This is a genomic window from Winogradskyella undariae (assembly GCF_013285155.1).
Taxonomy (GTDB): Bacteria; Bacteroidota; Bacteroidia; order Flavobacteriales; family Flavobacteriaceae; genus Winogradskyella; species Winogradskyella undariae.
Window position 1 is genome coordinate 385,856 of record NZ_JABTEL010000004.1, and the last position, 14,588, is coordinate 400,443.

The following is a 14,588-nucleotide window of genomic DNA, read 5'->3' on the forward strand; positions in this document are numbered from 1 at the left end:
GTGTAAATTTACTATTAACTATAGTATTCATTAACTAATTCTACAACACTTTCTACTAAAGGAACTTTTGCTACGCGTACTTCTTTAAAGTGCTTTTTAGCTTCTATAGCTGTTGTTTCTCCAATACAAAAGGCAATTCCTTTTGCTTCGTTTAATTGTAAGAAACTTTGAACTGTAGATGGGCTGTAAAACATAACGCCATCTAAATCTTCTTCAATTTTTTTAGCGTCTAGTTTTGTTTCGTAAGCCTCAACTTCGTTAACTTTAATGTTGTTTTCAGATAGGATATCTGAAATCGTATCTAACCTTAAGTTACTACAAAAATAAGTTACTTCTGTACCATCCATAAATTCAGCCATATGTTCAGCTAAATTTTTAGCATAAGATTCATGGTGCTTTACTTTGCCTATGCGTTTTTCTACCAAGCGTTTAGTACGTCTACCAACACAATATATGTTTTTGAATTGTAATTCTATAGCAGAGAAGTTAGTTAGTAAGGCTTCTACAGCATTCTGGCTTGTGATAATGACATTTTCAATCTCGTTACGAACGATATTTTTATTTAATCGGTTAGGATTCGTTTTAATATCATCGTTACTTACAGCAACAACATCTTCGTGAAACTTAGCAACCTGATCTTTTGTTAATTTCTTAGTTGAATAAATATTAGTGACTTTATCACCTTGACCTAATTCGTCTATCAAAATTTTCCCTCCTTTACCAATAACATAATCAGCACAGAATTCTGCTAAATTATGATGACTACCAAGAGGGACAACTTTAGAAACTTCGATCTTTTTAGAACCATCTGTACTTAAAAGAATAGCTTTAAAATTAACCTCTTCGTCTTTAATGTAAGCTAAAGCTCCGATTGGTGCAGAACAACCGCCTTCAAGACGATTTAAAAACTCGCGCTCAATTGATGTGCTTATTTCTGTTTCTTCGTGATTAATTTCGGCACAAATAGCACGTGTTTCTTCATCTGCTTCTAATGCTGTAATCATAACTGCTCCTTGTGCTGGTGCAGGAATCATCCAATGTAGATTAATAGCGTCTTCAGGTGTAAGATTTAAACGTCCTAAACCAGCCCCTGCAAAAATAGCAGCATCCCAATCTTCGTTCTCGTCTAATTTTTCTAATCGTGAATTTACATTACCACGTAAACCAACTATTGTATGCGTTGGGTAGCGGTTTAACCATTGTGCACGGCGTCTTAAACTTCCTGTAGCAATAATGGCGTCTTTAGCAGATAAAAACTCTTCGTTATCTTTAAAAACTAAGGTGTCATTAACATTTCCACGTTTTAAAACAGCAGCTTGTATAATACCTTTTGGTAAAACAGTTGGTACGTCCTTTAATGAGTGAACTGCAATATCAATGGCGCCTTTCAGCATAGCAACATCTAAAGTCTTAGTAAAAACTCCAGTAATTCCCATTTCGTATAAGGGTTTATCTAGAACTAAGTCTCCGGTAGATTTTATAGGTACAAGTACGGTTTTGTGACCCAATCTTTCAAGTTGAGATTGAACGGTTTTTGCTTGCCACATAGCGAGCTGGCTGTCGCGTGTGCCAATGCGAATAATTTTAGACATTATCTGTAGTTTCTAACTGGAATATTTTTTTGATGAGCTCTATGCTTTCATCAGAAGAATCACTATCTTCTCTTAAGTGGTGTGCAAATTGATTGGTGATTTTTTGAATAATATTATTACTAATCAATTCGGCCTGATCTTCATTAAAATCAGCTATTTTTTTGCGTTGGTTGTTAAGTTCAGAATTTTTATAATCTGTCAACTTATGTTTTATAGCCTGAATGGTAGGTACAAACTTTAAGGTGTCTAACCAAGCATTAAATTCGGCTGTAATTTCTACAATTATACCTTCAGCGTCAGGAATAAATGCTTTACGTTTTTCTAAAGTGTCATCCGTAATTTTAGCTAAATCATCTAAATGTACAAGCGTAATATTAGAATGTTCTCTAATATCTTCATTCACATTTTTTGGAATAGATAAATCTAAAACTAATAAAGGTTTTGTAGTTGAAATTAAATCTTTATAAACCGTTGGGCTGTGAGCACCTGTTGCAACAATGGCAATATCTGAAGCGTTTAATTCTTCGGCTAAATTATCGTAATCTTTAACCACAAGATTAAATTTACCTGCTACTTCTTCTGCTTTACCTTTGGTTCTATTAATTAAGGTGATGTGAGGATTTTTAGTGTGTTTTACTAAATTTTCACATGTATTTCTACCTATTTTACCTGTTCCGAAGAGTAGAATATTCTTTTTCGAAATATTTTCTACGTTGTTCATTATATATTGAACAGAGGCAAAAGATACAGATGTTGCACCTGAAGATAATAGTGTTTCGTTTTTAATACGTTTACTTGCTCTAATTACCGAATTTACTAAACGCTCGGTAAATGAATTAAGTAAGTTGAATTTTTTAGAAGCTCTTGCACCAGCTTTAAGTTGAAAGATAATTTCAAAATCACCTAAAATCTGACTATCTAAACCAGAACCTACACGAAACATGTGGTTAATGGCTTCTTTATTTTTATGTACGTAAGCGACTTCTTGAAACTCTTCTACAGTTCCTTTAGTGTTTTCACATAATAAATGAATCAGCTGAAATGGATGTTCTGCAAAACCATAAATTTCTGTACGATTACAGGTTGAAATTACCAATAGACTCTCTATACCATTCTCTTTGGCTTGGGTCAATACGTTTTCTTTAGCGGTATCGCTAAGACTAAAATGACCACGCACTTCCGCATCAGCTTTTTTATAGCTGAGACCTATCGCGTAAAAATATTTGCTTTTATGTTGCATTTGTGACGTTCGCTCGTTTACCTGACTTTGGAAAGTAACGGCGCAAATGTAATTTCGATATTTTTAAAAAAACAACGCTAGGAGAACTTTAAGTATCGCTTGTGGTTTTTTAGCCTCGTTTTTAACGAAAACATGATAAAAATCATACTTTTGCATGTAATCAAGAGCTTTCGAGCTTCTTGTTTAGAATAGATCTAAATAATGGAGAAATGAATTCAGAAAAAAAGGACTTAAAAAGTATCGCTAAAGGTACTTTTGAAGAAACATATCTAGAAGAAGGCTTTTTTGTTTTAACGCATAAAAATGAAAATGATACTGTAGAAATTCTTGAACGGAAGATAGATAGCAGCTATATTCAGTTTCATTTTTGTAATAAAGGAACTGCTGCTTTTGTGTTTAACCAAGGGCGTTATACTTTAAATATTGATGAAGAAACGTCTTTATTACTTTATAATCCTGAGCGCGATTTACCTATTCATTTAGAATTACAACCGCATTCTTGGTTGGTGTCTTTAGTGATTTCTATTAAGAAGTTTCATGGTTTATTTTCTGAAGATACCAATTACGTTACTTTTTTAATGGATGATAATAAGGATAAAAAGTATTATAAGGATGGAAAAATTTCTCCATCAATGGCTGTGGTTTTAAATCAGTTAATTAGTTTTAATCTTAATAATTCTATTAAATCATTGTATTTTAAAGGTAAAGCTTACGAGTTGTTGAGTCTATTTTTTAATAGAAGTGAAGATGCTGATATTGAACAATGTCCGTTTTTAGTAGATGAGGTTAATGTCGCTAAACTGAAAAAGGCAAAAGATATTATTATTGCTAATATGTCAGAACCGCCAAGTTTGCAAGAATTAGCAGATGAAATAGATCTGAGCTTAAAAAAATTAAAAGAAGGGTTTAAACAGATTTATGGCGACTCGGTTTTTAGTTTTCTATTCGATTATAAAATGGAAGTGGCACGTAAACTTTTAGAATCTGGTGATTATAATGTTAACGAAGTTGGGTTACGAGTGGGTTACAGCACCGGAAGCCATTTTATTGCGGCTTTTAAGAAGAAATTTGGGACGACGCCTAAGAAGTATATAACGGCTTCTAGTTAGGTTTTAGAACCTATATTCTAGTTTTAATAGCACATGTCTTGGTAGTAACCTATATTCGGTGGAAGAAGAGCCAATATCGCTTATTGAGAATGTTCTGTAGGTTTTAGTGTTGAATAGGTTTTTACCGGTTAAACCCAAAGATAGTTTACTTTTTAGGAGTTGATATCTGGCATTAAAATCTAAGAAATAATACGTGTTATCCGTTGTTTGTATATTTCCAAAATAATAACGCTCAGATTGTAACTGTAAATCAAATTTGTCATTAAAAATAAAGGTTAAGTCTAAAAAACTTTCATTGTTAGTATAAGCGTTATTAATTGTAGTTTCTATTTCGTTTGTTGTCCATTTTGTACCTATATGGTAGTTGAAGACACCTTTAAAACCTGAACGTAATTCTATGCCGTAATTATAATTAGTAGAGGTTATGGTTCTTAGGTCTGAATTATTTACAATGTTTTTAAATTCGCTTTTAGAGTAGCCTAAATCTAGTTTTAAATTAGAAGATATAAACTTAAAATAATAATCGAGTTTAGAATTTATACTTATAAACGCTCGGTCTTTTATTAGTATTTGTCGCGATTGGGTAAAATTTTGTTCAATATTTGTATTCGTAGAAAAGAAATCGTGATTTTTACTGTACAAAATAAATGTATTTGCAAAAAAGCGATCGCTCCAATTACCCAATTGATAATTAAACGACATACTAGAGGCATCTAATTGATTAAAACTACTAGTGCCAGTAGAAAACGATCTGAAACCAGTAAGCACAAAGTTATTATATACATCTAAAATTGTTGCATTTGTAGTATTATAAGAATAAGATGAAATGATTTTATTTTTATCATTTATTTTCCAATCCAGTCCTATGCTTGGGTTAATAAAGAAAGGGTTTTGGCTCTCTGAGCTATTGCTGAATTCTAATTGATTAAAAAGCTGATGTATGTTTAATTTTCCTGTGAGTCCAAAATCGCCTATTTTATAACGGTATTTGCTTTTTACATACAGATCATTAACAGTATAGGTGGTGTTGTTTTGGTAATTTATGGGGTGTTCTAAAGTAGTTTCATTTTCTAAGATTGAAAACTCAGTATTTAATTTGTCTTTTCGATATTCATTACCAAATTGAAGTTCTAATAAGTTCCCATTAGGTTTTCTATCTAATAAATGTGCGCTTACACCTGCAAATTGCATTTGGTTAGTGCTTTGTTGTTTTACGTTGTTTGCATTGGTTGCATCTGGAAATAAATCTTGATAAAAAAATTGGTTGATACTATAATTTTGTGGTGATTTTTCTTGAGTAAAGCGACCTGTAAGTAAAAAGACTTTTTTATCTGTAAATTTATTGGTGTAATTGATTTTTTGATCAAATAATGTATTTTGATGCTTTAGATTCTCTATTGTAGAATTCCCATTAAATATCAAATTAGAACCATCATTATAATTGCCACTATTAAACTTTGTGGTGGCTTCTAACATTTTGGTTTTAGATATGTTGTAAGTTAAATCTAGCTTGCCAAATGCAATTCTTTTTTTACTTCTTAGTTTGTAATCTTCGGTATTGGTAAAGTTGGTGTTGTTTGCATTGACATTATCAATTTTATTTCTGTAAAAATCGGTTTCATCCCAATTAAAAAAGCCTAATGTTTTTATTTTTAGTTTCTCAGTAGGATTAAATATAGCATTTAATGAAACCAGTTCTGCATTATTAAAATTGGTTCTGCTACGTTTAAAATTTAAGCTACCAGCAGATAAATTCAATAAACTACTAACGTATTGGTTGTCTCCGATACTTGATGGTTCATTAGAACGAAAAGGTCTAATAAGGTTTTGAATATCTCCTGTGGTATCATAACCAACACTGTTGCCATTGGCTAAAAAAAAGTATTTATTTTTTTTACCAAAATTCATAAGGTTGCCCTTTAGTTGGTAGAAACCATCATTACCAATACCTAATTCTGCATTACCAAACCAAATACGTTTAGCATCTTCTTTTAGCTTCAAATTTAAAGCTATTTTATTGCTTTCTTCAATGTCTTTTAGTAACCGATTGTTTGAGTAGCGTTTTAATACCTCAACCTCTTCTATAGGATAGGCAGGCATATTTTTTGACAATATTTTATAGCCTTTCTCAAAAAGATCGTCTCCATCAATCATAAGTTTCTCAATTTCTTGATTGCCTACTTTAACTGTGCCGTTACTATCTATATTTAATCCTGGAATTTTTTTTAATAGGTCTTCTACCGTTTGTTCTGTGCCATTAGTAAAGAATCTAGTTTTAAAAAGGATGGTGTCTTTAAGGATAGAAATAGGTTTTTCTGCATGGATAATTACTTCTTTTAAATCTATGGGTTGCTCTTCTAAAACGATATCTAAGTTAAGATGGCTTTGATTTTTTAAAATAGTAATGGAAATGATTTTGGTTTTATAGCCAAGGGAGGAAAACGAAAGCTTAAAATGACCGTATTGGTTAGTGGTTAATTTATAGTTTCCATTTTGATCTAAAAATGTATATCCAATAGTTGAAGAGCTAAGAGAATCTTTTAGAATGATACTTGCTGAAGGAATTGAATTTCCATTTTTTTTTTAACAAATCCTGAAATAATTGTTTGGGAATAAATGAGACCATTAAAAAATAAAAAAATTAATAGAATTAGTTCTTTTTCTCTTCCCATTCAAATTTAATTTCGAAACCTGTTCTTGGAACTTTTGTTTGAGTTACTTGTACTCCTTTTGGGAGTTTGCTTGCCATTCTTTTAAACTGTGTATTATTGTTAAATTTTCTGTCAGCGTATTGTTTTATTGTTAAAGTTTCTTTTCCTTTTAAAACAGGCTGCAAGTCTAAAGCAGTTTCTTCAGTTTGTTTGATTGAATTTACTTGCCAATGGTAACGTTTAGTTGTGTCATATATTTCCATAATCAGCCCTGGTAAACCACTAAATTTCCAAGGTCCGTAAGGCAAAGGATACTCTTCCGAATACCATGCAATATAATTTCTACCTCTAAAGTATAAAGTTGCTTTTTTTAAAAGGTACTTATCAAGCATTTTTTCTTCATCATGAATTTCCCATTTCAATTGTGGGATATTTTCTTCTACTATGAATTGTTCAGAAAATAAATTTATTCTTGATATAAGGGTATCTTTATTGAAATCTTGGTAAAAAACTTTTTTCTTTCCTGCGGAAAATAAATCATATTCCGTGTTTTCCTCGTCACTTTGTTTTATGCTAGATTCTGTATTTTTCCCGTACATGAACATGGACTTTTTTCTCGAGCTATCTAAATATAAAATGCCTTTTTGTGTGGTTGGTCTTTCGGTATTAAAGGAGATTGTATATTCTATTTCAACATCATAATTAATATTCTGTGCATAGGTAATATGAGTAATGATATAAAAAAGTATAATTGAATAAGAAATTATTTTCATGTAATTTTAACGATTAAGGTTTGTTAATCAGTCGCTTTAATCATTGAAAAAATGAAAGAAGGTTTTTAAGCAGATTTATGGCGACTCAGTTTTTAGTTTTCTATTCGATTATAAAATGAAAGTGGCACGCAAACTTTTAGAATCTGATGATTATAATGTCAATGAAGTTGGGCTAAGAGTGGGTTACAGCACTGGAAGCTATTCCATTGCGGCTTTTAACAAGAAATTTGTAACTACGTCTAAGAAGTATATAACGGTTTCTAGTTAACTAAAGCATTGTTGTTTTTTGTATTTAAAGACGTATAATGTTTTATTAAATAACTAACACTTCCTATAAAAGGTAAACCTAAAATTATTGCTACCCAAATTAAAAACTTAAAAGTACTCTCGTTTTTTGATGCTAAAACTAAGCTTGTAATAATCATTACGACTAGTAATGTTCCCATAAAAATAATTTGCATTGGTGAAATAAAAAGCATATTTTTTGGTTTAGTTGATTTAAGGTGAAAATACAAATTAAATCTTAGTAATCATAATACCCATCACCACCGATAGCTCTAACACGTTGTCTGTCTTTATATATAGCAAGATTTAAGATTTCAGTATACTGCTCTTTTAACTCTTTTGTTTTGTCTATCATAGTGCCGTAATTTTCAGATTTAGAGTAATAATTCACTACCAATTCATTTGGGTTTTTAGACTTTATAAAAGATATGTAATGTAAAGTTTCTAATTTGCCAGAATACTCATCGTCTTTATCTATTTTAAAGAAATACATCACTGCATCTTTTCCTTTGTCCGTTATAAAATCGCGTTTAAGAATAAATTTAATTGAATCTTTTTCTTTTTCATAATTAGCATCCGATAAGAGTTTAGATTTTGCAAATTGTTGTTGGTTAATTCCAATAGATTTAATTTTATTTAAAAGCTTTTCTTCATCTAACTCTTCTAAAAGTAAATATTGGTTTTCTTCGTTATCTACGAGTATTTCGTTCAGCTTTTCTGGTATGGTTTCTTTTGCTTTAGATAATAATACATAATATTTTACTAAGGCATATGCGTCATCTACATTTAGTAATTTGTCAAAGAAATCTTTTGCCTTACGTTCATTCCTGTAAGGAAAAATTAAGCGTACATAAGTAGATAAATCACTAGAGTAAGTATTGTATCCATAATTATAGTTTCCTAGGTTTCGCTTAATTTCCACTTTAGCGTCATTAATCAACTGATTTTTATATTTTTTATATGTTTTTTGTCTTATTAAACCGCTATCTCTCACTTTGGCTAGTAAAGTATATAAAGGTTGTTTGTACTCTTCTATAGTAGAATATTCTAATATTTTAGGGAATAAAGAAGCTTTAAGTTGTAAAGAGTCTTTACTGTTATAATTGTAAAACATGCTGTTTACGCTTCCTAAGGGTAAATCACGTTCCATAAGTTCTAAAGCAATTTTATAGGATGCTTTATTATTAGAATCTAATAAGCCTTCTAAAATTGAGGTTTGTGTCTGCGGATCGGAATAACTATCGAGATACAGTTGCTTTATAAATTCTAAATTATTCTTTAAGTCGATTGTAATAAGCTGTTCTACGAGGTGAGATTTAATGTCTAGGCGGTCTTTATCAAACTGAAAATCTTTTAATACCGAAATGATGTCTTTACTATTGTGTTTTTTGAATTTTACAAGACCATAAGACTCTAAAACTATACTGTCATTGGCTTTTAAAGCTTCAAAAAACAAATTGGTTTTATCTTTTAAAACACTTTTACCTAATAAGGTGTCTTTTGGTGTGAATGAATCGTAGAATTCTGATACAAATTTTGAAGGACCACTTATAGAATCTATCAAAGTTTTTAATTCATATAGAACGCCTTCTTTCAAAATATTTTTAACTAACACTTGTTTGGCACTCGAAGAATCCGAGTAAGTAAAATTGTGCATGTAAATATCACCAGTTTTTAATGACGAACGATTGCCTATATTAAATGGTTTTTCTGATATATAATAACGCGACTTATAGTTTACTTTATCTTCTAGGTTTTTCCAAAGACTATCTACGTTATAAAACATTTGTAAATCGTGAAACTTAGTTCTATAGATTGCAATTTGTTCATTGGCATTTGTAGAATAAACCGTTTCGTTTATTGTTTGCTCATAATCTTTAAGTTTTGTATTGCCGTTGTAATTATAAGGGTTTGGTAATGGTGCTTTTCCGTTTGTATTTACAGAGAAGTGTAACGATGTATCTTTTACTTTTTTAAAACCTGTATAATCTGTTTTGTTGAATTTAAAAGATTTGAAAAATGCAGTTTTATCAGCAGCATTATTTCCAACGTAACCTAATAAGTAATAGCTACCATCTTTTGCTATGGTTTTAAGATGGAGTTTTTTGCCTGTTAAAGAATCTAAAACAGCATAAGATTCATAATTTTTGTAATCACCAGCTTTAAATCCGCCTTTAGCTTCTGAGAGCTTGTAGTTTTTATATAAAGCATGATGAAAATATTTAGCCTCAAAGCTATCTTCTTCAATATAAGAGAGGTCGTTTAATACCGCTTCTTCCAAAAAATAATAGGCATCATCTTTATAACCTTCAAGTAGTTTTTTTCCATAATTATTCATGTTACTAGAGGTATAATATTCAGGAAAATTAACTTGAAATTTTTTTTCTGGTGATACAAATAATTGTGTGCTATTTGAAGGTGTTTTTAAATCGATAGAATTAAAAACGTCACCTTCATGTTTTAATACAAAATCACTTCGACCTGCAAATTTTATAATGATGATTTCTAAAGGTGTTTCGTAAATATGATATTTCTGAAACTCTCCTTTTTTAGTCTTGTTAACAATGCTTATACCAGGATAAGGATCTGTTAATTCTTCTTTTTTAATAATATCTCCAGGAATGTCCTCGTATAATAAATTATCAATATCCTTTAAGGTGATATTAGATTTTTCGTTTGGTAAATATCTAAAACGGCTAATTCTATTAATGGTTAAATAGGCTCCATTAGTCATATCTGGGTCTAAATAATACTTTTGTCCGCCGTAAGAAAACTCACGTAACTCATCGTAAGTGTTGATGCTTAAAAACCCATCTGGTGTTGTGTGTTTTTTAAGTGTTGGTGCTATAAATAGGCTGTCTAACTTTATTTTTTCTATTTTACTGTAATTAGTTTGCTTAGATGTTAATGCTTTTACAGTGTAACCTCTTTTTCGTAACAGATTAATCATGCCGCGTTCGCCTGGTAAATGAGCAGCTCCAACACCGGCAAAAACCGATTTGGTTGGCATTAGTTTATCTAAAGAAACCACCATATTTTCATTACGGATGTAAAGCATGTTTTCTCTAAAGAATTTTGTGTTTACAGCAGCTCCAATAGAATCTAATAAATCTAAATTGCGATCGCGATAAAGATTTTCTTGAATTAAATAAGGATTTTCTTTAGCGTATAGCTTTTGAATCCACGGTTCTAATTCCTTTTTATTAGCATTGTAAGCTGCTTTTGAGGTCAAGTATCTCGATTCTTCTAAGTCTTCTAAAGCATATATTTCTTTGTTATTTTTCTTTCCCGCTTGAAAAATAAACATGTCTAAATAAGTTTCTTCTTCAAAATTATCTGAAGCATTGCTTTTTCTGTATAAATAGGCATTTATGGCATTGTTATCCATCCTAACAGAACTTCTAATTGTGGTTTCTTCAGGGTGCATTAACTTAAATGCATTGGTGTAGAAATCTTCATTATAATCATTGTAGGCAGCTATTTGATTTAGCATGGTTTCATGATTAAATTCAGGCCAAGTTGTGGGGTCAGATTCTAAAGCAATACAATCACTTTGGTCTAAGGCTTTATAAAACACATCATCGAGTCTAAAAGCTACTTTTTTGCTGACATGCATGGTGCCATAGAGATAAGACGGTTTTTCTAATCCGTTTCCGGTAACCTTCCAAAGTAAACTCTGATATTGTTGTTGTGAGAAAGCAAAAGCGGTAAATAAAACAAGAATTATAGAAGCGGTTTTTTTCATAATATAATTTAAGCGGTACTTGTAAAGATATTTAAATCCTTTTAAGGGTTGGGTAGAATTCGTTAAACTCGATTAAATACCAAGATTAAAACTATTCATTTTTTAATGGATAACTTAAAAGTTAACAAAACATTTAAGATAGTAGAATAAATAAAAGCAATACCAACCATTAGAAATTATTATATTAAGGGTGTATTTTTGTAAGCGAAAAAGAAAACTATGGCAAAAGGAATTTTATTAGTCAATTTGGGTTCACCAGAGAGTCCAAATCCTAAAGATGTTAAGAAATATCTTGGGGAATTTTTAATGGATGAACGTGTTATTGATGTACCACTTTGGGCTAGAACGCTATTAGTAAAAGGTATTATTTTAAATACACGACCAAAAGCATCTGCAGCTGCATACAAGAAAATTTGGTGGGAAGATGGTTCGCCTTTAATTGTGTTGTCTGAACGACTTCAAGAAAAAGTTCAAGAACAAGTAGAATATCCTATTGCATTAGCCATGCGTTATGGTAGTATGACGATTAAAAAAGGCTTACAAGAATTAGTCGATAAAGGTGTTGATGAGGTCTTTTTAGTACCATTATATCCTCAGTTTGCTATGGCAACTACCGAAACTATTTTGGTGTTAGCTGAAGAAATAAGACAAGAACATTTCCCTCAGTTAAAATTTTCAGATTTAAAAGCATTTTATAATAATCCAGAATATATCGAAGTACTTTCTAACAGTATTTCTAGAAGTATTGAAGGAAAAGATATCGATCATTTATTGTTTTCTTATCATGGAGTTCCTGAACGTCATATTAGAAAAAGTGATGTTACAAAATCGCATTGTAAAATTGATGGAAGTTGTTGTGCAACACCATCTAAAGCACATGAGTTTTGTTACAGACACCAATGTAAAGAGGTAACACGTTTGGTTGGGGAACATCTTAAATTGAAAGAGGGAACATACTCTACCAGTTTTCAATCGCGATTAGGTTTTGATCCATGGTTAAGACCTTATACGGACAGAACTATTGAACGTTTTGGAAAAGAAGGCATTAAGAAAATGGCTATTGTAACGCCTGCATTTGTGAGTGATTGTCTTGAAACTTTAGAAGAAATTGCTATGGAAGGTGAAGAGATTTTTCACGAAATGGGAGGGAAAGAATTTTCTACAGTTCCATGTTTAAATGATGATGCCGAATGGGTCAGTCTTTTAGCAAAATGGATTAATGAATGGGCAACTTCTAAATAGTTAAGTGAGTTAATGGCAAAAGTATCGTCAGAAGAATTAGGAAACCAACCAATTGGTCAATTGCTAATTAAGCAAGCTGTGCCTGCATCTATTGGAGTGTTGGTTATGTCTCTAAATGTTGTAGTTGATACTATTTTTGTTGGGCAATGGATTGGTGCCATTGCTATTGCAGCTATAAATATTGTATTACCTGTTTCGTTCTTTATTGCGGCTTTAGGAATGAGTGTTGGTGTTGGTGGAGCATCTATTATTTCTCGCGCACTTGGTGCTTCTAATTACGAGAAAGCTTTAAAAACTTTTGGAAACCAAATTACATTAGTTTTAGTATTAACCACATCTATTGTAGCGCTGGGGTTATTTTTTGCAGATGATATTATTCTGCTCTTTGGTGGTAAAGGCGAAATTTTTGCCCCTGCAAAAGTGTATTATAAAATTGTGCTTTACGGAATTCCTATGTTGGCCTTTTCTATGCTTGGTAATAATGTGATTAGAGCAGAAGGAAAACCAAAATTCGGAATGTATGCCATGATGATTCCATCAATTGGTAATTTACTTTTAGATTATATTTTTATCAATTTGTTGGGTTACGGAATGGCTGGTGCGGCATGGGCAACAACAATTTCTTATAGTTGCTCATTCTTATTTGTTGTTTGGTTTTTTAATTCAAAGCATTCAGAATTAAAAATAAGCTTATCACACTTTGGTCTTGATTTGTCTATTGTAAAAGAAATTGCAGCTTTGGGTTTTGTAACCTTGGCAAGACAAGCTGTTGTTAGCGTTACATACTTGTTTATGAATAATATTCTATTCAATTTAGGTGGTGCAACTTCTGTTACAGCATATGCTATTGTGGGTAGAATGTTAATGTTTGCTTTGTTTCCTGTACTTGGTGTAACTCAAGGTTTTTTACCAATTGCAGGATTTAATTATGGCGCTAAAAATTACGAACGTGTTAGGGAGAGTATTAATATTGCTATAAAATATGCCGCTATTTTAGCCTCTGTAATATTTGTAGTGCTTATGTTGTTTCCTGAGGCAATTACTAGGGTATTTACTTCAGATTTAGATGTTATAAGACAAACACCTTCTGCAATGCGCTGGGTTTTTGCTGCGACACCAATTATAGCATTGCAACTTATTGGTGCTGCTTATTTTCAGGCGATTGGTAAGGCCACACCTGCATTGTTACTTACGTTGTCTCGGCAAGGGTTTTTCTTTATTCCATTGATATTAATTTTACCAAAATTTTATGGTGAAATTGGCGTGTGGATGTCATTTCCTATTGCAGATGTTTTAGCTACAATTGTAACGGGCTATTTTTTAAATCGTGAAATCCGAAAAAATCTAATCAATAAAATAGTTTAAATTAGTGAGCTCATGGAGTATTACCAATATATAAAATCCTTTCATCTTATTTTTGTAATTACATGGTTTGCTGGGTTATTTTATATTCCTAGGTTGTTTGTGTATCAAATTGAAGCATCCGATAAGCCTTCACCCGAAAAAGAAATTTTAGGTAAACAATTAAAACTAATGGCAAAGCGATTGTGGTTTATTATCACTTGGCCTTCAGCAATTTTAGCGACTTTATTTGCTGTCATATTAATGATTTTAATGCCAAGCTGGTTTCAGCAAAGCTGGATGCATGTAAAACTCACGTTTGTATTGCTCTTATTTATTTACCATTATAAAACACATATTTATTTTAAGCAACTTCAAAATGATGAAGTAAAAGTAACTTCTAGTTTTATGCGTATTTGGAACGAAGGTGCAACATTTATACTCTTTGCTGTTGTTTTCTTGGTGATTCTTAAAAGTTCAATTAATTGGATTTTTGGTGTTGTAGGTATTTTTGTTTTGGGTATTTTAATTATGCTCGGGTTTAAGCTGTATAAAAATATGCGTTCTAAAAACCCAGAAGCTTAAAGGTGTCTTTAAAATTTTAATTAAT

General features: G+C 31.3%; 10 protein-coding genes and 2 pseudogenes. 5 read left to right on the forward strand and 7 right to left on the reverse strand.

Features of this window, described 5'->3' with window-relative positions; genetic code table 11:
• Nucleotides 1-14: 14 nt before the first annotated feature.
• Both hemC and hemA read right to left on the reverse strand, forming a co-directional pair.
• On the reverse strand, nucleotides 15-1,592 hold the full coding sequence (gene hemC, locus HSX10_RS08260; protein WP_173587728.1) for a hydroxymethylbilane synthase: 1,578 nt from the start codon (nucleotides 1,590-1,592) through the stop codon (nucleotides 15-17).
• Complete coding sequence (gene hemA / locus HSX10_RS08265) at nucleotides 1,585-2,832, reverse strand: glutamyl-tRNA reductase (RefSeq protein ID WP_173587729.1); 1,248 nt, start codon at nucleotides 2,830-2,832, stop codon at nucleotides 1,585-1,587. The genes hemC and hemA overlap by 8 nt, the downstream gene beginning before the upstream one ends.
• Before the next feature lie 209 nt (nucleotides 2,833-3,041).
• Between hemA and HSX10_RS08270 the strand changes: the two genes are divergently transcribed.
• Complete coding sequence (locus HSX10_RS08270) at nucleotides 3,042-3,941, forward strand: helix-turn-helix transcriptional regulator (RefSeq protein WP_173587730.1); 900 nt, start codon at nucleotides 3,042-3,044, stop codon at nucleotides 3,939-3,941.
• A 3-nt stretch (nucleotides 3,942-3,944) separates the two neighbouring features.
• Here HSX10_RS08270 and HSX10_RS08275 read toward each other — a convergent pair whose 3' ends face one another.
• The 3 genes and pseudogenes from HSX10_RS08275 to HSX10_RS08280 form a co-directional block, all read right to left on the reverse strand.
• A complete protein-coding gene (locus HSX10_RS08275) occupies nucleotides 3,945-6,095 on the reverse strand; it encodes a TonB-dependent receptor (protein WP_367651261.1) in 2,151 nt (716 codons plus the stop codon).
• A gap of 228 nt (nucleotides 6,096-6,323) precedes the next feature.
• Nucleotides 6,324-6,506 (reverse strand): annotated as a pseudogene (locus HSX10_RS18900) (carboxypeptidase-like regulatory domain-containing protein); the annotation flags it as partial.
• An 85-nt stretch (nucleotides 6,507-6,591) separates the two neighbouring features.
• Nucleotides 6,592-7,365 carry a GLPGLI family protein gene (locus HSX10_RS08280; RefSeq protein WP_173587731.1) on the reverse strand — a complete coding sequence of 258 codons (774 nt, stop codon included), beginning with the start codon at nucleotides 7,363-7,365 and terminating at the stop codon, nucleotides 6,592-6,594.
• A 45-nt stretch (nucleotides 7,366-7,410) separates the two neighbouring features.
• Here HSX10_RS08280 and HSX10_RS08285 point away from each other — a divergent pair.
• Nucleotides 7,411-7,633: pseudogene (locus HSX10_RS08285) on the forward strand (helix-turn-helix domain-containing protein); the annotation flags it as partial.
• On the opposite strand, the gene HSX10_RS08290 reads toward HSX10_RS08285, so the two are convergent.
• Together HSX10_RS08290 and HSX10_RS08295 are read right to left on the reverse strand one after the other, a co-directional pair.
• The gene (locus HSX10_RS08290; RefSeq protein WP_173587732.1) at nucleotides 7,626-7,844 is read right to left on the reverse strand and encodes a PLDc N-terminal domain-containing protein; all 219 of its coding nucleotides are present in this window, start codon (nucleotides 7,842-7,844) and stop codon (nucleotides 7,626-7,628) included. The pseudogene HSX10_RS08285 and the gene HSX10_RS08290 overlap by 8 nt on opposite strands.
• A 44-nt stretch (nucleotides 7,845-7,888) precedes the next feature.
• Nucleotides 7,889-11,395 carry a TraB/GumN family protein gene (locus tag HSX10_RS08295; RefSeq protein ID WP_173587733.1) on the reverse strand — a complete coding sequence of 1,169 codons (3,507 nt, stop codon included), beginning with the start codon at nucleotides 11,393-11,395 and terminating at the stop codon, nucleotides 7,889-7,891.
• Between the two features lie 219 nt (nucleotides 11,396-11,614).
• Here HSX10_RS08295 and hemH point away from each other — a divergent pair, with 219 nt between their 5' ends.
• The 3 genes from hemH to HSX10_RS08310 are packed head-to-tail and all read left to right on the forward strand — an operon-like array spanning nucleotide 11,615 to nucleotide 14,563.
• The gene (gene hemH, locus HSX10_RS08300; RefSeq protein WP_173587734.1) at nucleotides 11,615-12,637 is read left to right on the forward strand and encodes a ferrochelatase; all 1,023 of its coding nucleotides are present in this window, start codon (nucleotides 11,615-11,617) and stop codon (nucleotides 12,635-12,637) included.
• 12 nt (nucleotides 12,638-12,649) lie between these two features.
• Nucleotides 12,650-14,002, forward strand: coding sequence for an MATE family efflux transporter (locus tag HSX10_RS08305; protein WP_173587735.1), 1,353 nt, complete (start codon nucleotides 12,650-12,652; stop codon nucleotides 14,000-14,002).
• Nucleotides 14,003-14,014: 12 nt separating this feature from the next.
• Nucleotides 14,015-14,563 (forward strand): CopD family protein, encoded by a 549-nt coding sequence (locus HSX10_RS08310; protein WP_173587736.1) that lies wholly within the window; start codon nucleotides 14,015-14,017, stop codon nucleotides 14,561-14,563.
• Nucleotides 14,564-14,588: the final 25 nt, after the last annotated feature.

What these genes read in the sequence shown, in the direction of transcription:
- hemC (WP_173587728.1), bottom strand. Translation starts at nt 1,592, where the DNA reads ATGTCTAAAATTATTCGCATTGGCACACGCGACAGCCAGCTCGCTATG.
- hemA (WP_173587729.1), bottom strand. Translation starts at nt 2,832, where the DNA reads ATGCAACATAAAAGCAAATATTTTTACGCGATAGGTCTCAGCTATAAA.
- HSX10_RS08270 (WP_173587730.1), top strand. Translation starts at nt 3,042, where the DNA reads ATGAATTCAGAAAAAAAGGACTTAAAAAGTATCGCTAAAGGTACTTTT.
- HSX10_RS08275 (WP_367651261.1), bottom strand. Translation starts at nt 6,095, where the DNA reads ATGATTGATGGAGACGATCTTTTTGAGAAAGGCTATAAAATATTGTCA.
- HSX10_RS08280 (WP_173587731.1), bottom strand. Translation starts at nt 7,365, where the DNA reads ATGAAAATAATTTCTTATTCAATTATACTTTTTTATATCATTACTCAT.
- HSX10_RS08290 (WP_173587732.1), bottom strand. Translation starts at nt 7,844, where the DNA reads ATGCTTTTTATTTCACCAATGCAAATTATTTTTATGGGAACATTACTA.
- HSX10_RS08295 (WP_173587733.1), bottom strand. Translation starts at nt 11,395, where the DNA reads ATGAAAAAAACCGCTTCTATAATTCTTGTTTTATTTACCGCTTTTGCT.
- hemH (WP_173587734.1), top strand. Translation starts at nt 11,615, where the DNA reads ATGGCAAAAGGAATTTTATTAGTCAATTTGGGTTCACCAGAGAGTCCA.
- HSX10_RS08305 (WP_173587735.1), top strand. Translation starts at nt 12,650, where the DNA reads ATGGCAAAAGTATCGTCAGAAGAATTAGGAAACCAACCAATTGGTCAA.
- HSX10_RS08310 (WP_173587736.1), top strand. Translation starts at nt 14,015, where the DNA reads ATGGAGTATTACCAATATATAAAATCCTTTCATCTTATTTTTGTAATT.